This is a genomic window from Chelativorans xinjiangensis, assembly GCF_009812055.1.
In the GTDB taxonomy this organism is placed as follows: domain Bacteria; phylum Pseudomonadota; class Alphaproteobacteria; order Rhizobiales; family Rhizobiaceae; genus Chelativorans; species Chelativorans xinjiangense.
The window spans coordinates 1-18,571 of record NZ_WQNH01000010.1 but is presented as its reverse complement, the minus strand read 5'-3'; the positions used below and the strand labels follow the sequence as shown (position 1 = coordinate 18,571).

The 18,571-nt window shown below is 63.2% G+C and carries 14 protein-coding genes and 3 pseudogenes; 7 read left to right on the top strand and 10 right to left on the bottom strand.

All coding sequences use genetic code 11. The annotated features are described in order from the left end of the window. Positions 1-650: 650 nt before the first annotated feature. Positions 651-805, bottom strand: a pseudogene (locus GM910_RS26915) (ATP-binding protein); the annotation flags it as partial. Between GM910_RS26915 and GM910_RS26910 the strand changes: the two are divergent. Beyond that, a complete protein-coding gene (locus GM910_RS26910) occupies positions 747-923 on the top strand; it encodes a hypothetical protein (RefSeq protein WP_201285454.1) in 177 nt (58 codons plus the stop codon). The pseudogene GM910_RS26915 and the gene GM910_RS26910 overlap by 59 nt on opposite strands. Positions 924-1,021: 98 nt before the next feature. Here the strand turns inward: GM910_RS26910 and GM910_RS09205 are convergent, their stop codons facing one another. The 5 genes from GM910_RS09205 to GM910_RS09185 all read right to left on the bottom strand — a co-directional run bounded on the left by GM910_RS09205 (position 1,022) and on the right by GM910_RS09185 (position 8,504). Continuing rightward, positions 1,022-1,996, bottom strand: coding sequence for an ABC transporter permease (locus GM910_RS09205; RefSeq protein ID WP_246225930.1), 975 nt, complete (start codon positions 1,994-1,996; stop codon positions 1,022-1,024). Positions 1,997-1,998: 2 nt separating this feature from the next. Continuing rightward, on the bottom strand, positions 1,999-3,582 hold the full coding sequence (locus GM910_RS09200) for a sugar ABC transporter ATP-binding protein (protein WP_159587228.1): 1,584 nt from the start codon (positions 3,580-3,582) through the stop codon (positions 1,999-2,001). A gap of 85 nt (positions 3,583-3,667) precedes the next feature. Next, on the bottom strand, positions 3,668-5,392 hold the full coding sequence (locus tag GM910_RS09195; RefSeq protein WP_159587227.1) for a hydantoinase B/oxoprolinase family protein: 1,725 nt from the start codon (positions 5,390-5,392) through the stop codon (positions 3,668-3,670). A 14-nt stretch (positions 5,393-5,406) separates the two neighbouring features. After that, positions 5,407-7,428 carry a hydantoinase/oxoprolinase family protein gene (locus tag GM910_RS09190; RefSeq protein ID WP_159587226.1) on the bottom strand — a complete coding sequence of 674 codons (2,022 nt, stop codon included), beginning with the start codon at positions 7,426-7,428 and terminating at the stop codon, positions 5,407-5,409. 71 nt (positions 7,429-7,499) lie between these two features. Further along, a complete protein-coding gene (locus tag GM910_RS09185) occupies positions 7,500-8,504 on the bottom strand; it encodes a sugar ABC transporter substrate-binding protein (RefSeq protein ID WP_159587225.1) in 1,005 nt (334 codons plus the stop codon). Between the two features lie 165 nt (positions 8,505-8,669). Between GM910_RS09185 and GM910_RS09180 the strand changes: the two genes are divergently transcribed. The 5 genes from GM910_RS09180 (at position 8,670) to GM910_RS09160 (ending at position 13,400) form a co-directional block, all read left to right on the top strand. Beyond that, entirely contained in the window at positions 8,670-9,428 is a 759-nt protein-coding gene (locus tag GM910_RS09180; protein WP_159587224.1) for a GntR family transcriptional regulator, read from the top strand. 4 nt (positions 9,429-9,432) lie between these two features. Then, the gene (locus GM910_RS09175) at positions 9,433-10,548 is read left to right on the top strand and encodes a M24 family metallopeptidase (RefSeq protein WP_159587223.1); all 1,116 of its coding nucleotides are present in this window, start codon (positions 9,433-9,435) and stop codon (positions 10,546-10,548) included. 3 nt (positions 10,549-10,551) lie between these two features. Then, entirely contained in the window at positions 10,552-11,106 is a 555-nt protein-coding gene (locus tag GM910_RS09170) for a GAF domain-containing protein (RefSeq protein WP_159587222.1), read from the top strand. Between the two features lie 230 nt (positions 11,107-11,336). Next, positions 11,337-12,197, top strand: a complete 861-nt coding sequence (locus GM910_RS09165; protein WP_159587221.1) for a tyrosine-type recombinase/integrase — start codon at positions 11,337-11,339, stop codon at positions 12,195-12,197. Positions 12,198-12,209: 12 nt separating this feature from the next. After that, positions 12,210-13,400 carry an IS91 family transposase gene (locus GM910_RS09160; protein WP_159587220.1) on the top strand — a complete coding sequence of 397 codons (1,191 nt, stop codon included), beginning with the start codon at positions 12,210-12,212 and terminating at the stop codon, positions 13,398-13,400. A gap of 20 nt (positions 13,401-13,420) precedes the next feature. Here the strand turns inward: GM910_RS09160 and GM910_RS09155 are convergent, their stop codons facing one another. After that, positions 13,421-13,603: a hypothetical protein gene (locus tag GM910_RS09155; RefSeq protein ID WP_159587219.1), complete on the bottom strand. Its 183-nt coding sequence runs from the start codon at positions 13,601-13,603 to the stop codon at positions 13,421-13,423. Positions 13,604-13,815: 212 nt separating this feature from the next. Between GM910_RS09155 and GM910_RS09150 the strand changes: the two are divergent. Further along, positions 13,816-14,752, top strand: a pseudogene (locus GM910_RS09150) (IS630 family transposase). Between the two features lie 259 nt (positions 14,753-15,011). On the opposite strand, the gene GM910_RS09145 reads toward GM910_RS09150, so the two are convergent. From GM910_RS09145 to GM910_RS09135, 3 genes and pseudogenes are all read right to left on the bottom strand, one after another. Further along, the gene (locus GM910_RS09145; protein WP_201285444.1) at positions 15,012-16,325 is read right to left on the bottom strand and encodes a glycosyltransferase; all 1,314 of its coding nucleotides are present in this window, start codon (positions 16,323-16,325) and stop codon (positions 15,012-15,014) included. Positions 16,326-16,579: 254 nt separating this feature from the next. Continuing rightward, positions 16,580-17,826 (bottom strand): annotated as a pseudogene (locus GM910_RS27960) (RtcB family protein). Between the two features lie 192 nt (positions 17,827-18,018). After that, the gene (locus GM910_RS09135; protein WP_201285443.1) at positions 18,019-18,459 is read right to left on the bottom strand and encodes an archease; all 441 of its coding nucleotides are present in this window, start codon (positions 18,457-18,459) and stop codon (positions 18,019-18,021) included. Positions 18,460-18,571: the final 112 nt, after the last annotated feature.

Genomic DNA, 18,571 nt, shown 5'->3' with positions numbered 1-18,571 from the left:
GTTTTGCTGCAATTTATGCAACTGTTTGATAGGAAGTAAGTGCGCCAGAATGGGCTTTCGGTCACTCCAGGGGAGCGATTGCCGCAGAGGTGTCGAAGGAAGTGCTGACAGCAGATTGACGCCAACTCGTCAGAAAATGCGAACGATATCGGAACGCAAGAACGCCAGTATCGAAATTCAGATGCGTAATCCCAAGTTCACAACCCGGCGCGGCTGCCCGCCTCACAGCTGAATTTCAGGGAGAAGCGGTGTTCATCTGCTGAATGTGCGAGGGCGCCCGATTCGCGGAGTTCGCGGCGGGGCTTCCGGTCGTGCGTTGCCGGTTCCATGCAGAACAAATTGAGGCCTTCGGCGGCTTTGCGGAATGTCTGCAGGAAGGGGAGCGCTTGGGCGTCGTATTGAAGGTGCAGGCGTGGAGATTCCGGTGCCGGGCCGCTATTGAAGGTGACGTTCGCTACCCCTGCTCCGGTCGCTCACATAACTCGCTGAAATGCGATATATAACAACTACTTAGTCTGTCATAGGGCGGTCCTGTTGTTTTTGACTCTGGTGTCGCTGCAGAGAAAAATTCGACGGAGGCTGATCGCGACGCGTACCATTTGCACGTTAGAACGGGTTTTTTGAACGGGGGAGGACGGACATGGTGGCCGCTACACGAGCAGGGGATCGCGAACGATCCTCTTGAGGCGCCAGCGGTCGTTGCCAGTCTCGACGATGCCACAGTGGTGGGTGAGTCGAGTAGCGCTGTGATCATCTTGGCATCGCCGAAGACGGTCGGCTATTCGCCAAACGTGAGGTTGGAGGTGGGGCCGCGCAAGAACTACACGATCATCGAGAATCACACCGACGTCACGCCCGAATCCACTGACGCCTTCGTGACTGGCCGGTCGACCGTCGAGACGGTCCGTAAGGCTATGTCATAAGGGCCGGCAGCATGCAGATGTTACATTCACGCTGCCGGCCCGACCGCGTCAAAGAGATATATCGCTGGCCACGCAAGTTTGGTTGGCGGTGCAAGCCGCTAGCGCCTCCTCCCGCTGGCGCTTATGGCGACCGCAGCCACGATGATCAGCCCGGTTGCCAGATCCTTGTAGAAGGGATCGGCGTTGAGGATGTTGAAGCCGTTGCTGACAAGCGCAAGCATCATTACGCCCGCAATCGAACGCCATATGGCGCCCTGGCCGCCATAGATGCTGGTGCCGCCGATGATGACGGCGGCAATCGCCTCCAGCTCCATGCCCATGCCGGCTGTCGCCTGACCCATCGAGATGCGCGAGGTGGCGATCGCGGCGGCAAGCCCGGCAGCCAGCCCGTTGATCGAAAAGGCAATGATCTTGATGCGGCGGGTGCGGATGCCCGACAAGATGGCCGCCTCCTCATTGCCACCGACAGCGAGGATTTTGCGCCCGAGCGTGGAGCGGTTGAGCAGAATCGTCAGCAGGATGGCGAATACGATCAGCACGATGACGGCAATGTAAATCGGGCCAATCCGCTCGCGCCCGAGCCAGGTGAATGCGTCTATGCGCACCGGCACCAGCGTGCCGCCCGTAATCAGGATCGCGATGCCGCGATAAACGAGGCCTGTGGCAAGTGTGGCCAGAAATGAATGGATTCTCAACGCCGTGATCGTGATGCCGTTGATGAAGCCCAGCGCCATGCCGACAAGCGGAGCCGCCAGCAGGCCAGCCAACGGATGGACGTGCAGGGCAAGCGTGGCCGCCACAACACTGCCGACGGCAAAAATCGCCGCCACCGACAGGTCGAATCCACCGCTGATGATCACCAACGTCATGGCCGCCGCCATGATGGCGAGTGGCGTGTTCTGGTTGAGAATATTGACGAGGTTTCTGACCGTCAGAAAGGAATCGCTTAGGAAGCTGAGGAGCACGATCAGGACCAGGATCATGATGGCGACCGCGTAGCTCTGGAAGAGTCGGGCCACCGAGGCTGCACCGAGACCGGACCTTTCCTTCATCGCGGCAGCGTTTCCGCTCATGCTCATATTTCCCTTTTGGCTTCGTCCTGCTTTCCCTGCGCCTGAAAAAGCTGCCACAGGACCGCATCCACATTCGTTTCGGCAGGATCGAACTCGCCAATCATACGGCCCTCGGACACCATGCAGGCGCGGTGGGCGAGACCCATGACTTCCTCGATCTCGGATGAGATCACGAGAACCGCAGCGCCCCGCCGCGCCGTCTCGCCAACAAATTCGTGGATGCGCCGCCGGGCGCCGATATCCACGCCGCGGCTCGGCTCGTCGAGGATCACCAACTTTGGATCACGCATGATCCATTTGCCGAGCACGACCTTCTGCTGGTTGCCGCCCGATAAATTCGCCACTTCGCCGTCGATCCTGGCCGGAAGCACACCGAGATAGTCGATGGAGCGCCTCACGCTGCTTCTTTCCCGGCCGCTTTCTACAAGGCCGTACTTGGCAAAGGACGCCAGGTAGGGGAGCGTCATGTTGGGCCGCACCGGCTGGGTGAGGACCAGCCCCTCCTTGCGGCGATCTTCCGGTACCATCGCAAGGCCGCGCCTGATCGATTCATGCGGGGAGCGCTGTGCATAGGAATCGCCGTCGAGAAGCACTTCTCCGGAAATCGCGGAGTCGGCACCGAAGATGGCGCGTGCAATCTCGGTCCGTCCGCTGCCGACCAGCCCTACCAGACCCAGAATCTCTCCAGGATAAAGATCGAAGGAGATGTCGTGCAGTCCGGTTTCGGTCGTCAGGCCGCGAACCCTCAGCCTGGGCGTTCCGGTCCGCGCCGGCATGGGCGGGCGATCTGGATAGGTCACCTCCGCATTGGCCCGGCCGATCATTGCGGCGACGAGAGACTCCTTCGTTTCGTCGGCAGCCGCCGCAGTGCGGATGACGGCGCCGTCGCGCATGACTGTGATCGTGTCGCACACGTCGAGCACATGATCGAGAAAATGCGACACGTAGATGATGGTGCAGCCGCGTTCCTTCAGTCGGCGCATGACCTCGTGCAGGCGTTCGGCTTCGTCGGCGGTGAGCGAGGAGGTCGGCTCGTCCATGACGATCACCTTCGCCTCACGCGCCAGGGCGCGCATGATCTCGACCTTCTGCTGGTCGGCGATGCTCAGCGAGCCGGCCGGCGCGGACGGATCGAGATCGAAGCCGGCAAAGGCGGCGACGGCCCGATGACGGTCCTCCTCGTTGCGCGCAAGCAGCCCGGCGCGGCTGTGTTCGATACCAAGGAATACGTTCTCCGCGACCGAGAGTTCGGGAACGAGCTGCAGTTCCTGATGCATCATGGCGATGCCGCTGGCCAGCGCCAGCGGCGGCTCCCAGTGGCCGACCCTCTCGCCGAAGGCTTCGATCTCACCTGTGGTGCGCGAATAGTATCCGCCGACGATCTTGCCGACCGTGGACTTGCCGGCGCCGTTCTCGCCGATGAGCCCGTGGATTTCGCCCGGCATGAAGTCGATATCGATGTCGCGCAGCACGGTGACACCGGAAAAGGATTTGGATACGCCGGAGAGCCGCACATAGGGATGCGCGGGCGGTCGGCCCGCGTCGGCTATTGCAGTGTCGGTGGCTGCGATTTTGCCGATTGCCATGAGGTCGTCGCGTGTCTCCACGGAAGGAACACCCTGCAAGCTTAGCCCAACATTACTGCACACGGTATGGCGTATGCCCCCTTATTCACGCGTAGACCTGCTTGGATCTGGGCTCGGTACGGGACTGGTCGATTGTGTAGTCGTCGCCGACGGCCACACCGTAGACCTCCCAAGCCACGTCGCGCGACACGAGACCGCTGGCCACGTCGGCCAGCACTTCTTCCGCCGGCCTTGCCCGGGGATTGCCGTATCCGCCACCACCGCCGGTGCGTGTAACGACCAGCGTTCCCTTCGGGAAATGCCGGGCACGCATCTTGAGCGGCTTCTCGACGGTGCCGTCGGGAAGCAGGATATCGTTGTCCGGCCCTTTGCCCTCGGCGCCGCCCATGATGCCCCAAGCCGGCGTCTTGGAGCGCTCGAACCACAATGCGGCAAAGCAATCCTCAAGAAGGCGATAGCTGCGTACGACGCCGCAGCCGCCGCGCCAGCGCCCCGCACCGCCCGAATCCGTGCGCAAGGAGAATTCCTCGACGCGCACGGGGAACTTGGTCTCGTAGACCTCGGCGGGAAGGTTCCTGAAGCCGCCATTGACGAGGTTGATCAACGCGCTCTCGCCATCGCCTCCCACGGTGCCGCCCCAACCGCCGGCCGTCGGCTCGACCGAGATCCACTGGCCACGGTCAGGGTCCATGTCGAAGAATGCCGCGACCATGGAATCGCCGTAGTGCGCGGCCGTGGCCTTTTCGGGCATGGCTTCGCTGAGACAGGAAATCATGAGATCGGCGAGCAGGCCAAGGCCGGTGAAGTACCATTCACAGGCGGCCGGCTCCTTGGCGTTGAACATGCATTTTTCGGGGATGCGGACTTCCATGGTCGAAAAGGAGCCGCCGGTGATCGCCCGGTCGGGGTTGATCATCGTCTTGTAGGCCAAGCGCAGCAGCGACTGTGTCTGCACCGCGCCGCAATTGATCGAGCCTTCGACGGGGCCGGACGAGCCTTCCAGGTCGATGATCATCTTCTCGCCTTCGATGGTCAGACGCAAAGCCACCTTCACCGGCTCGGTGCCGACACCGTCGTCATCGAGATAGCCCTCGCGGTAGTAGGTGCCATTCTTCAGTGCGCCGATCGCCTCGCGGTCGAGCAGCCGTGCCTGCTCGAAGATGTCAGCGCAGGCGGCGCGGTAGACGTCGGGGCCGATGCGGTCGAGTATCTGGCCAAGGCGCCGCTCGCCGGTGCGGATCGAGGTGATCTGCGCGTTGAGATCGCCAATCGTCATGTCCTTCAGCCGCGTATTGCGGGTCAAGAGATCGTACCATTCGGGGATGGGTTTGAAGCGGCTGACAATGCGCGTCGGTCCGAGACGCAGGCCCTCGTGAAAGATCGAGGTGGAGCCCATTGTGGAGCCCGGATCGATGGCGCCGATGTCCTGCCAGTGCGCCCGGGCGGCACCGAAACCCACAAGCTCGCCCTTGTAGAACATGGGGCCGATGGCGGTGATGTCGTGGAGATGGGTGCCCTGGAGATAGGAGTCGTTGAGGATGAAGATGTCGCCGGGATGGATGTCGTCGCCGTAGCGCTCCAGCACGAGCTTGACGCAGGCATCGATGGCGCCGACGAAGAGCGGCACGCCGGTCGACTGGCCGAGCATGTTGCCGTGCTCGTCTAGCAGTGCGACGGCGCTGTCGCGGCCCTCGTAGATGATCGCCGAGAAGGCGGAGCGCCAAAGGGCGGCGTTCATGTCCTGCGCGCAGGAGATGACGAAGTTGCGCACCACCTCGGTGGTGATCGGATCGGCCTTTACCTTGGTCATGGTCGTCTCTCCTCTCAGCCGCGCGAAAGCAGAAGGTGTCCACCGGCGATCACCTCGGTTCGCCAGCCGACCGGCACGAGCGTCGTCGCCGTCGGCTCCTCGATAATCGCCGGTCCCTCAACCATCTCCCCGACGGGAAGGGCGGCACGCTGCAATATGGCCGTATCGTGCTCGGTGCCGCCGAAATAGACCTTGCGGCTGCCCGGGACTGATTGCGGCTCGACCATGGGGTCGGGAATGCCGGGGCGCTCGAGCTTGCCGAGCGCGGCGACGCGCAAATTGGCGACCTCCACTGCGGCCTCCGGGCTCGAATGGCCATATTGGCGGTCGTAGGCCTCATCGAAGGACGTGCGCACGGCAGCCATGTCGATATCGCCACCCGGCACCGGGATCGTCAGCACGTATTCCTGGCCGTGATAGCGGAAGTCGGCGAAGCGCTCGAAGGAGACGCCGGCGTCGTGGAAGCCCTCCTTGTGCAGATAGTCGCGACCTTCCACCTCGAGCTGGCTGAACTTCTCGGCTAGGTCCTTGCTGTCGATCTGGTCCCAGAAACCGTAGTAGGTCATCTTGAAGTCGTGGCGCACGTCAGTGTGCAGCATGCCCCAGGCCGAGAACGCGCCCGGCATGACCGGGACGATCACTTCCGTGATGTCGAGCTGCGCGGCGAGCGCGGCCGCCTGGGCCGGGCTCGCGCCGCCATAGGCAACCAGTGCGAAATCGCGCGGATCGATGCCGCGCCGAATCGTGATGGTGCGGATCGCGTCGGCCATCTTGGCGTTGATGATGTCGATTATCCCCTGCGCCATTTCTTCGGTCGACAAACCGAAATCCCGCCCCAGCTCACTTACGGCCGCCTTTGCCTTGTCGCGATCGAGGCTCATGGAGCCGCCGGCGAAGTTGGACGAGTCGAGGCGTCCCAGAACGAGGTTGGCGTCACTCACAGTCGGTTCGGTGCCGCCGCGGCCATAGCAGGCGGGGCCTGGCACCGAACCTGCCGATTGAGGTCCGACCCGCACGGCGCCGGCTTCCTGCCAGGCAATGGAGCCGCCGCCAGCGCCAATCACGTGGATGTCGACCACCGACATCTGGATCGGTAATCCTTCCAGTTCAGCCTCGTTGGAAGAAGACGGCTCGCCGTCGATGATGAGGCTGGCATCGAAGGACGTGCCGCCCATGTCGACACAGATGAGGTTGGGCCTGCCGACGGTCTCTGCAATTTTGCGGCCGCCGATGGTGCCGCCGACCGGCCCGGAGAGTAGCGTCTGAAGTGGGTTCTCCGTGGCCGCCGCCGCCGTCATGGCACCGCCATTGGACTTCATGACGTGGAGCTGACCGCCATCAGGAAGCGTTGAGGCGAGATTGTCGACCAGCGTGTCCAAATAGCGCCTCACCACGGGCGCGGCATAGGCGTCCATCACCGTGGTCGATGTGCGCGCATATTCTCGCCACTCTGGCGAGACCTTGTGCGAAAGCGTGATGGAAATACCTGGAAGCCTCTCTCTCAGATAAGCTTCAGCGGCCAGTTCATGGGCCGGATTCATGAAGGCAAAGAGGAGGCAGATGGCGATGGCTTCGTAGCCTCTGCGCCCGACCGCCTCGACCAGCGCGTCCAACTCACCGGTGTCGAGCGACGTTTCGACTTCGCCCTTAGCGTTGATGCGCTCGTTGACCGTGAAGGTGTCGGGAATTTCGGCGAGCGGCTTCGGCTTGCGCCAGTGGATGGAGAAGATTTCGCCGCGGTCGTTGCCCTGGATCGTATAGACGTCGCGGTAGTTCCGTGTCGTCAAGAGGGCGACGCGGGCGCCTCGCCGGGTGAGAACCGCGTTCAGCCCGACGGTCGTGCCGTGCACGAAGAAGGCAGTCTCGGCGTCTTCGGGAAGGTGCTCCTTAAGGCCCTCGATCACCGCCAGAGCGGGGTTTTCGGGCGTGGAAAGGACCTTGTGCGCCTCGCACAGGCCGGTCTCGGCGTCCTGAAATACGAGATCGGTGAATGTTCCGCCAATGTCCGCGGATACGCGATAGGACTTGCCCGCCACATCTTACCTCCACAATGGGAATTGGTTTGTTCCGGCCACGGCGCGCGCCGGGCCGGAACCGGTCATGAATGCTACTGCGCCCACTCGCCCTCGAAGTCGGGGTGCTCTTCGAGGACCTTGGCATTGACGAGCGGAGGAACCGGGCCGACCTCGTCCATGTTGATGACGCTCGGGGGCGTTTCGCCCTTCAGCGCCTGGACAACCGCGTCAAGCGCATACTCGCCCATGGAAACGGGGAAATGGGCGAGTGTGACGTCCCAACGACCCTCTCGGATCGCATTGACCGCCACGGATGCCGCGCCGCCGCCGGAAAGGTAGACTTCCGGCACGTCGTATCCGGCTGCCTCGAGCGCAATCTCCACGCCGATGAGGTGCTGGTCGGCGTTGGTGAGGACCACGTCGACGTTGCTGTTGGCCTGCAGGATGTCCTGCATCGCGGTCAGCGACTTGTCGGGATCGTAGTTGCCTTCGCCGGTCGCCACCACTTCAATGTTGTCGTGCTGGTCGAGCACTTCGCGATAAGCTTCGTAGCGCAGATTGTCGAAGGGGAAGATGCGCTGGCCGACGATGATGACTACGTTGCACGGGTTCTTGTCGGCACAGTATTCGACCACATCCTCGGCCTGCTTGCGCGCGCCGTCGGCTGGCGGGCCGGCAACGGTGGTCGTCACGCCCGGCACCTGCGGCTCAAGCTGCGACAGGTCCGACCCGATGGGGAACAGAGCGGTGGCGAGGGGCTTGCCCGTCTCGGCAACCATCTCGACCACACCGGCAATACCGACCGTATCGTTTGGCACGACGATGAAGCCGTCGAACTCGCCGCTGGCGAGCACGTCTTCTATCTGGCTGTACTGCTGCGCGGCGTCGAACTGGCCGTCATAGATCGCCGTCTCGACGTTGCCGAGCTCCTGCGCCTTGTTCTTGATTCCTTCGTAGACGGCCTGATTGAAACCGTTCTGGGCGGAAGAGGCGAAGAAGGCCACCTTCCACTCCTGATCCTGCGATGCGGCGGTATTGGTAAAGGCCGCAAGTCCGAGCGCGGCGGCCGCCGTCAACATATGGAACTTCTTCAGCATCAGCGTTCTCCTCTTAGCTGAACCTCAGTCACTTCCCTCTGGACGATTAATCGTATGTATAATACAAACTTTATGCAATTAGAATTTTGACATTGTTTGCGAGCCGTGCAGAACGGTTGCCGACCGAATCGGGAATGCACAATCAGCGGCTATGAGGAGACGAGGGTGGCTGCAGAAGCACGGACGGACGAGGGGCGGGGCAAGCCGAAACGGGATGCCAACGGCAAGACACCGCGGCGCGGACGCGGTTCGACCGCCGTCTACGAGGAACTGCGGGAAGATATCCTGAAGCTGCGCATGGCACCCGGCACCGCGCTTGACGAAGTGGCGCTGGCGGACCGGTTTGGCCTGTCGCGCACGCCGATCCGAGAAGCGCTTCTCATGCTGTCGCGCGAGGATCTCGTAACCTTCCTGCCCAATCGAAGCGCCATCGTGACCCCGCACACGATGAGCAATGCGCATGAATATATGGATGCGGTGATGCTTCTTTCGCGCGCGACCCACCGGCTGGCCGCCGAGATGCGCAACGAAGACACGCTCGAGACGATCCGCCAATGCCAGCGCGATTACCTCTCGGCGCTGGAGAGCGATGATGTTCACGCCATCGTTGCGGCCGACCTCGCCTTTCACCGGGCGGTGTCGGATGCCGGTCGCAACGAGTTCCTCGGCAATTTCTACCGCCTTGCGCTGGATTACGGCCGGCGGATGCATCTACTGCACTACTATCCGCTGTTTGACGACACCGAGAAGCGACACTGCATCGAACAGCATCAGGCGATGATCGATGCCATCGAGGCCGGCGATCCCGGTGCTGCAGAACGCTCGGCGAGCAAGCACGTGATGGCCGAACTGCGCGTAGTGCAGCGCTCGCTGGAGCCGAAGGTCGGCTCGAAATTTTCATTGGGAAGCGATTCACAAGGATGAGCGCATGATTGACGGGGAACGCAGGTCGGCCCGGTTCGCCAGGCTTATCGACTCGATGGACAGGGCAGGGCTCGACGGCGTCGCGATGGTCCCGGGCGCCAATCTCTATTATCTGACTGGTGCGCATTTCCATCTCATGGAGCGTCCGACCCTTCTCTTCGTTTCACGCGACGGTGCACAGCACGCCATCATCCCGATACTGGAAAGGGCACGCTGGCAGGCGCTCGCACCCGACGTCGAAACCGAATACTGGCAGGACTCGGACGGTTACGAGAAAGCCTTCGTGTGGATGGCCGACAGGATCCGGGGTGCGCGCCTGGGCGTGGAAGGCCAAAGGATGCGTGTCTTCGAAAGCGAGGCGCTGCGCCGGAACCTTGCCAACGTGATGGTTGTGGACGCGCAAGCGGAAATCTCGCAAATGCGCCTGTGCAAGGACGACGATGAAGTCGCCGTCATGCAGCGCGCTGTCGAGATCAGCGAAGCCGCGCTCGCCGCGGTGATCGAATGGGTGCGGCCGGGTATGAGCGAGGTGGCCGTCAAGAACAAGCTGCTGGCGGCCATGCTGGAGAACGGCGCCGATGGCGCGGCCTTCGATCCGATCGTCCTGAGCGGGCCGGCCTCGGCCGATCCGCACGGCACGCCGAGCGTGGAGCGGATGCTTGCCGCCGGCGACTCGCTGCTCATCGATTTTGGCGCCGCGTGGGGCGGCTACAACGCGGATATCACGCGGACTTTTTTCGTCAGCCGTGTAAGCGAGCGGCATCGCGAGATCTACGAAACGGTCCGCGAGGCCAATGCCGTGGGGCGCGCCGCCGTGCGGCCTGGCATGAGCCTGCATGCGCTCGATGACGCTGTAACAGGCCGGTTGGCCGAATCCGAGTTCGCCGAGTTGATCGTGCACAAGACCGGACACGGGCTTGGCCTCGACGTGCACGAGCCACCGCAGGTCATGATCGGTAATCACCAAGAAATGGTGCCGGGCATGATGATCACGATCGAACCGGGGCTCTACAAGCCGGGCGAGGTCGGCGTGCGGATCGAGGACGACGTTCTCGTAACGGAGGACGGTTGCCGCTCGCTGAGCGGTTTCGAACGCCAACTGACCGTGATTGGTGGTTAGAAAATGACACCGGCGGTGCCTTCTCTACCGCGCGAGATCGCGCACGCGTTAGGCAAGGGTGAGACAGCCCTGTTTACTGTCTTTGCAAAGCGCATCACCGCGCATCTCGGGGAAAGCCTGATAACCGTGCTCGCGCCCGATCGGCGCAGGGGGTGCCTGGTGCGGATTTACTCGAACGATACGGCGCAATATCCACTGGGCGACGCCGACACCATCGAGAGCAACCGCTGGTTCCGGCGCTTGTTTGCCGAAAGGATGCCGGTCGTCGCCAATAACGAAAGCGAAATCGCCCGCTGGCTCCCGGATTTCGTGGCCTTCAAAGGAGCAGGCTTATCCTCACTGGCCAACATACCGGTTGTCGTGGCCGGTCAGGTGATCGGCATCGCCAACTTAATGTCTGGACCAGAGGTCTTCACACAGGAACGGATCGGGCTCCTCGAAGGCGAGACGCCGACTGCTGCGCTGGGAATTATGCTTTCGCAAGTCAAAGTTGACCCGTTTGCGGTATCGCCAGCAGTGCTTCAAACATTTTTGGACCCTGGCAGACAGGTGGACTAGCACCTGCTTATGGACATGCCGACAAAGACTGGGGCGGTTCTGCTGAGAAATGTCGGCTATCCGGGTGGAAACGTCGCATAGGAATGCCTGCCTTGAGCTCTAGGCAGTGTGGACTCTTGGGATTGAACGAAGCCGCTGACGCGGCAGATGGTGGGACGGTTTGCGGGTGAAGCTTCTGTTTTGAAGGATTGCGGCTGTTGAAGCGCAATCTTTGGAACAGGAGCAATGAGATGGCCGCGATGAGCCCGCTTCGCCGGCGTATGATCGAGGACATGACGATCCGCAATCTGTCGCCGGCCACGCAACGATCCTATGTGCACGCGGTAGCGAAGTTTTCGCGCTACTTTGGCCGTTCGCCGGACCGGCTCGGTCTTGAGGATGTCCGCGCCTTCCAGGTGCATCTGGTCTCGACCGGAATCTCGTGGCCGGCGCTGAGCCAGACGGTGTGCGCACTGCGGTTCTTCTATGGCGTGACGTTGGGCCATGCCGAGATCCCGGAACGGATCGCCTATGCCCGCTCGCCACGCACGCTGCCGGTGGTGCTGAGCGCCGACGAGGTTGTCCGGTTCCTCGAGGCGGTGCCGAGCCTGAAGACGCGTACGGCGCTGACGACGGCCTATGCCGCGGGTCTTCGTGCTTCGGAGACCGTCGGGCTGAAGGTCGGCGACATTGACAGCCAACGCGGCGTGATCCGGGTCGAGCATGGCAAGGGCGGCAAGGACCGCACGGTGATGCTGTCGGCGCAGCTGCTGCACATTCTGCGCGTCTATTGGCGGCTGGCCAGACCGAAGGAGTGGCTGTTTCCCGGCCGGGATGCAAGCCGTCCCATCGACGTCCAGGTTCTGTATTCGGCCTGCCGCTCGGCGCGGGCAGCCGCCGGCATCGACAAGCGCGTGACGGTGCATACGCTCAGGCACAGCTTCGCCACGCATCTGCTGGAGAATGGCACCGACATCCGCATCATCCAGGTGCTGCTCGGCCACAACAACCTGTCGAGCACAGCGCGCTACACCAAGGTCTCGAACGGTCTCATCCGGCGCACGCAAAGCCCGCTCGACCGGCTCAACATCGAGGTGGTGCCGCCAAGCTGAGCTGGCCTCGCCATGTCGGCGAGACTGGAGGTGGCGGACATCTTCCGTCGCCACGGCGAAGCGTATCGGCAGGTTCATGACGGCCATCTCGGACGTGTCGAGCGGCGTGTGATGAGCGCCATCGAGCTCTGCCGGACGGCCGAACTCGGCGGCCATGTCGAGGGCTGCCGATCCTGCGGGACGATCCGCGTGGCCTATAACTCCTGCCGCAACCGGCACTGCCCCAAATGTCAGGGAAAGGCCTGCCGGGACTGGCTGGCCGCACGGCAGGGCGAGCTTCTGCCGGTTCCCTACTTCCATGTGGTGTTCACGCTGCCGGCCGACGTCGCCGCGATCGCTTTCCAGAACAAGGCGGCGGTCTACGCGATCCTGTTCAAGGCTGCGGCCGAGGCGTTGCGCACGATTGCCGCGGAGCCCAGGCACCTCGGCGCCGAGATCGGCCTCATCGCGGTATTGCACAGCTGGGGCCAGAATCTGCACTACCATCCGCACATCCATTGCATTGTGCCGGGCGGCGGCATCTCCCTCGATGGAAGGCGCTGGGTCGCCTGCCGGCCGGGCTTCTTCCTGCCCGTGCGCGTGCTGTCGCGCCTGTTCCGCCGCCTCTTTCTGGAGAAGTTGCGGGCGGGCTTCGACGCGGGCATCCTCACGTTCTTCGGCGATCGCGCCGGCCTGGCCGAGCCAGCTGCCTTCACCCGCTTGGTGGCCAAGGTGCGTCGCCTCGACTGGGTGGTCTATGCCAAGCCGCCCTTCGGTGGGCCGGAACAGGTGCTGACCTATCTCGGCCGCTACACCCATCGCGTCGCCATCGCCAATTCCCGGCTCATCAGCATGGACGGCGATCGGGTCGCGTTCCGCTGGCGAGACTATCGCCACGGCGGCAAGACGAAGGTCATGACGCTCGACGCGCACGAGTTCATCCGCCGCTTCCTCCTGCACACGCTGCCCGACGGCTTCCATCGCATCCGCCATTACGGCTTCCTCGCCAACGGCCATCGCGCCGCCAGGCTCGACCTGTGCCGCAGGCTGCTGGCCAGTCCGCAGAAAGAGGATATCGAACCGGAGGCCGAAAGCGCCCCTCCCACCGCCGCGCGCCTTGCGGCTACGCATCGCTGCCCATGCTGTGGAGAGCCGATGATCACACTCGCCATCTGGCGGTGCGGACAAGCGCCGCCGAGCCCCTTCTGGAACGATACCTCATGATCATGCCGGGCGCGTCCACATCACCAATGGCCCCATCCGACGCAATGCGCGCCGGCCTGGCTGATCTCGCCCAGTGCGGCGGGCCGCAGCGACTTCGCCCGGGTTGCGTCGCCGACGGCAGCCGGATTGGCCCACATCATCGCCCCAAGGACGCTGCCGCCGCAACGCCGGAGGCCCGCCACGGCATCGCGCGTTGCTGGCAACCGCCATTCTCGAACCGCTTCATCGCTTCGCTCCCGCTACAATCCCCATAGCGCTAGCCCGGCCCACGGCTCCGTTCAATCCGGCTTGCAATGAGGCCCGATAACCAGCCCGGCCGCTCCGTCGTGCCCGCAGACCTCACAGAAGCCTCCAGATTTCTCATGGCTCCTGTTTTGTGATTCAAGATGCAGGCTGGGTGGGAGGCCAGCATCCGATGCCAAAGCCTTATCCCATAGATTTGCGTGAGCGTGCGGTTGCTTGTGTGATGGCCGGCGAGAGCGTGCGTTCGGTTGCTGCGGTTCTCCAGGTCAGCGTGTCCCGCGTTGTGAAGTGGTCGCAGCGCCATCGTGCGACGGGGAGTGCCGCCCCTTGCCGCATGGGCGGATATCGGCCGCGCGTATTGCTGCCGCATCGCGACTGGCTTGCGGCACGGATGGCAAGCGGCGAGCCCTTCACGTTGCGCGGGCTTCAGGCGGAGCTGGCCGCGCGTGGGGTCAAGGTTGACTACCGGACGGTTTGGAACTTCGTGCACGCCGAAGGCCTGAGCTTCAAAAAAGCGTTCTGCCAAGCGAGCAGCACCGTTCTGATGTCGCCCGCCGGCGCGCGCAATGGAAGAAGTACCAGGGCCGGATCGATCCCGCACGCCTGGTCTTCATCGACGAAACCTGGACGAAGACCAACATGGCGCCGATCCGCGGCTGGGCGCTACATGGCCGAAGGCTCCACGCCCATGTCCCGCACGGCCATTGGACCTGACCTTCATCGCCGCGCTACGCTGCGACCGGGTCGAAGCGCCCTGCGTCTTCGACGGCCCGATCAACGGCAGAAGCTTCACCGCCTATGTCGAGCAGGTTCTCGTCCCGACGCTGCGGCCAGGCGATATCGTCGTCCTCGACAATCTCGGCAGCCACAAGGGCGAACCCGTCCGCCGTGCCATCCGCGCCGCCGGCGCCAGGCTCTTCTTTCTGCCGCCCTACAGCCCCGATCCCAATCCCATCGAGCAGGTCTTCGCCAAACTCAAGCATCTCATGCACAAGGCCGCCGAGCGCACCATCGAGGCAACATGGAAACGCATCGGCACGCTGATCGATCGCTTCACCCCAACCGAATGCGCAAACTATCTCCGCAATGCTGGATATGATTCAAAATAAAAGCAGCGGGCACTTTAGCCAGCATTCTCTTTGGCGGCAGAATTTCTGAGACAATCGCCAAGAGGACCTGCCACGCCTTCGTCAGGCACGGTCTGACAACACCGCGCAAGATACTTGCGGCAGGATGGGACTTTCTCGTCTTCCCTGTCATGCGCAAAGGGAAGCGGTACCTCCCGCCCGTCCCAGCGCCGGGTCGAGACGATCTTGGGCCTGCCGGCGGCCGAAACGGGAACGATCGCAACCTGAGATCCGCCGCCCGTCAAACGCAAGTGCGCCCGCGAGGGGGCGAAGAAGCGGTTCGAGCCGGCTGCATGAGATCGGGCGTGAAAACCGCGTCGCCGACCGCATGGGCGACATTTCGAAAGATTTTCCATTCCTCGCCCAGCCTCAGCATTGCGGCCTTCCAAGAGCTTTTTTCGATGTCCCTTTTCCCGGGTCGCTCTGCCAGGAGAGAACGATAGAGAGCGAGCGTCTGGCGCGTTGTCCGGGGTCGGGCATACAGCCGCGCGGTTTGTCGCGCCGCCTTGTGCAACCTCTGCCGGTCCGACGGATCGCGGCCGCTCACCCATGCCAGCGCCTTGGCGACGCGATCGGCGGACGCATCGGCCGGCAGAAGCCTGCCGTTCCTGCCATCGCTCACAATCTCGCGGGCCCCGGGTGCGTCCAGGGCCACGACTGGAACACCGGCGGCCATGGCTTCCGCAAGCACCAGTCCCTGCGTCTCGGAATGCGAGGAAAAGGCAAAGACATCCATCGCGGCATAGGTGTCCGCCAATCGGACGCCCTCGATTGCGCCTGCAAGATGGAGCCGTGCGCCAAGGCCAGCGCCGGCGAAGGTCTGTTCCACGAGCGGCATCATCTCGCCTCGGCCTGCCACCAAGAAATGTGCGGCCTCGTTGGCGATGAGGAAGCGTCTTACCGCATCGGTCAGATATTCAAGGTTCTTTTCCGGGGCCAGCCTTCCAACATGACCTACGATGAAGGCATCTTCCGGAATGCCGGCGACCGACCGCGCGCGAGTTCCGTCCCCATTTCCGAACCGAGCGAGTTCGATCCCGGTGGGGATCACTGTGACGGGCGTCCTTACGCCATGGTCGGCAAGGAATATGGCCATGCTCCGGCTGGGCGCGATGACCGCGTCGGACAGATCGCTATAGCCAAGCGCCAGGCTGAGGACGAGCCGCTGGAGTGCGGGAGCGTCTTGGGCCAGATAGTGACCGTAGAGCTCGTAGCGCGTGTGATACGTATAGAGCACCGGGAGCTTACGCGAAGCCGAGACCCGCAGAGCCGTATCGCCGAGAAGAAACGGGTGATGGGAATGAACGATCTCCGGTTCGAAATCGTCAAGGGCCTCGTCGAGCGAGCGGCTCAGGGGAATCGGCACGGAAAAATCGCTTCCCCTGAACCGCTGGACCGCGGGCACGCGGACCACGTCGGGCTCATTCGCGGGCATGCCGGCAAATTCGGGCGCGATAACGAGAACGCGGTGGCCATCGCTGCGCAGGTCTTCGGCAAGCCAAGCAACACTATGCGCCACGCCGCCGACATGAGGGCTGAACGTGTTGGTGAACATCACAATATTCATCGGCAACCGCAATTCATGATTCATCGGCAACCGCAGTTCATGGCGAAACTGCTTGAGATGCTACAACCAAGAACGGACAGCGGCTTGATCCCCATCAAGAATGAAAGAACTCTAACGGGCCTCGTTGCCGGCCGATCTCGATGCCGACCACACCTGGCGACGGTGCAGCGCCACGGCCTGCATCGACTGCGTTGTGTGACGACACCGCCTATCGTGAACAGCTTCAAGGGCGCTCCACGCGGTCAGCCTTTGACGCAGATGAGGGGCCGCATGCGCGCTACGCGACGGGCGAGGCCCGCCCGCTCTGCCGCAAGCACGACGACCTCGACATCCTTGTAGGCGCCCGGCGCCTCCTCGGCCACACCACGGGTGGAGGGACTGCGGATCAGAATGCCGCTCGCCGCAAGATCGTCCACGATCTTGCGGCCGCTCCACTGCTTGAGCGCGGCATGCCGCGACATGGCCCGCCCAGCACCATGGCAGGCAGAGGAGAACGCCTTCTCCTCGCTTGTCCGCTCGCCCGCCAGTACATAGGAGCCGGTACCCATGCTGCCTCCGATGAGGACAGGTTGCCCGGTTGCGCGAAGCGCTTCCGGAAGGGCCGGATCACCTGGACCGAGCGACCGTGTGGCCCCCTTGCGGTGCACGAAAAGCGCGCGGCGTCTGCCGTCGACCATGTGGGTCTCGAGCTTGCACGTGTTGTGCGAAACATCGAAGAGCAGCTCAAGGTCGGCATTCGGAAAGAAGTGACCGAAGACTCGCCGGCTGTAGTGGCCAAGGATTTCGCGATTTGCCAGCGCGCAGTTGATCCCGGCGCGCATCGCCGCGAGATAGCGTTCGCCGAGTTCCGACCTGATCGGCGCGCAGGCAAGTTCACGATCCGGAAGCACCAGGCCCGCGCCCGGCGCGGCGCTCGCCATTCCTTCAGGAACTCGCTGCCGATCTGGTGGCCAAGCCCGCGGGAGCCGCAATGGATCGTTACGACCACGTCGTCCTGTTCAAGCCTGAACGTATCAGCCGCCTGCCTGTCGACGATCTCGGCCACCGCCTGCACTTCGAGATAGTGGTTGCCGGAACCGAGCGTGCCCATCTCTCGCCGCTGCCGGTCCTTGGCGCGGCCGGAGACATAGTCCGCCCTAGCGCCTTCCACGCGGCCACCCTCCTCGATCCGCTCAAGGTCGCGCTCCTCGCCCCAGCCACGCGCCGCTGCCCAGGCAGCGCCCCCCGTCAGCATCGCATCCATCTCGGCATCGTCGAGCGTGATCTTTCCTTTGCTGCCTACGCCTGCGGGAATCTGCTGGGAGAGGGAGTCCGCCAGTTCCTTCTGAACCGGAAGAATGTCCGCCACCTTGAGCCCGGTGAGCATCGTCCGCACGCCGCATGAGATATCAAAGCCTACGCCGCCGGCTGAGACGACGCCTCCCTGTACCGCGTCGAATGCGGCCACACCGCCAATCGGAAAGCCGTAGCCCCAATGCGCATCGGGCATGGCGTAGGAGCCGGCTACGATCCCCGGCAGGGTGGCGACATTGCAAGCCTGCTGGCCCACCTTGTCGTCCATGGCGCGGATGAGTTGCTCGTCGGCATAGATGACCACCGGCACGCGCATCGCTCCTGTCGGCTCGATGCGCCAGGTGACAGGGTCGATCTGGGTAAAACTGGCAGGATCCATCAGTGCACCTCATACATCGATTACGCAGCGTGCCGACCAGAGGCCGTTCTCGTCGCAGGCCACGCTCAGTGCCGTGAGGGTGGCGCCCTTGGGTTCGCAGGCAGGCGCATGCCGCGAGACATCGACGGCCTCGCCCCAGAGAGAGCCTTTCAGCACCAACTCGTCGATATCGACCGCGAAACGGCCGAACAGCATTCGGCGGGTTGCCATTTCGTAGATAACGGCATCCAGCCAGTCGACGAGCAGTAGCCCCAGGTCGGCCTGCCGGCATTCGACATCCACCCGGATATCTCCGGCCACCGGCCGGTCGGTGACGACTCCAGTCAACGCCAATGCGGCTTGCTCGAAGGCTTCCGCGACCGAGCCGCCATATCCGCACACGCCGATATCCGCGTCGTGGTGGAAGTGCTCCCACCCTGCCATGCGGGAGGGGTTGCCTGAGGCCGTCATCTGAGGCCGTGCTTTCCCATCAGTCTGACGGTGCTCGCCTGCGACCCCTTTTCGCCTTCCTCTTCGGCAAAGGTCACGCGCACTCCTGGCTTGAGCCGGTCGAATGCACCGG

Excerpts from the sequence above, each read along its gene's own strand:
- GM910_RS09205 (WP_246225930.1), bottom strand. The coding sequence starts at position 1,996 with ATGAGCGGAAACGCTGCCGCGATGAAGGAAAGGTCCGGTCTCGGTGCA.
- GM910_RS09200 (WP_159587228.1), bottom strand. The coding sequence starts at position 3,582 with ATGGCAATCGGCAAAATCGCAGCCACCGACACTGCAATAGCCGACGCG.
- GM910_RS09195 (WP_159587227.1), bottom strand. The coding sequence starts at position 5,392 with ATGACCAAGGTAAAGGCCGATCCGATCACCACCGAGGTGGTGCGCAAC.
- GM910_RS09185 (WP_159587225.1), bottom strand. The coding sequence starts at position 8,504 with ATGCTGAAGAAGTTCCATATGTTGACGGCGGCCGCCGCGCTCGGACTT.
- GM910_RS09175 (WP_159587223.1), top strand. The coding sequence starts at position 9,433 with ATGATTGACGGGGAACGCAGGTCGGCCCGGTTCGCCAGGCTTATCGAC.
- GM910_RS09170 (WP_159587222.1), top strand. The coding sequence starts at position 10,552 with ATGACACCGGCGGTGCCTTCTCTACCGCGCGAGATCGCGCACGCGTTA.
- GM910_RS09165 (WP_159587221.1), top strand. The coding sequence starts at position 11,337 with ATGGCCGCGATGAGCCCGCTTCGCCGGCGTATGATCGAGGACATGACG.
- GM910_RS09160 (WP_159587220.1), top strand. The coding sequence starts at position 12,210 with ATGTCGGCGAGACTGGAGGTGGCGGACATCTTCCGTCGCCACGGCGAA.
- GM910_RS09145 (WP_201285444.1), bottom strand. The coding sequence starts at position 16,325 with ATGTTCACCAACACGTTCAGCCCTCATGTCGGCGGCGTGGCGCATAGT.
- GM910_RS09135 (WP_201285443.1), bottom strand. The coding sequence starts at position 18,459 with ATGACGGCCTCAGGCAACCCCTCCCGCATGGCAGGGTGGGAGCACTTC.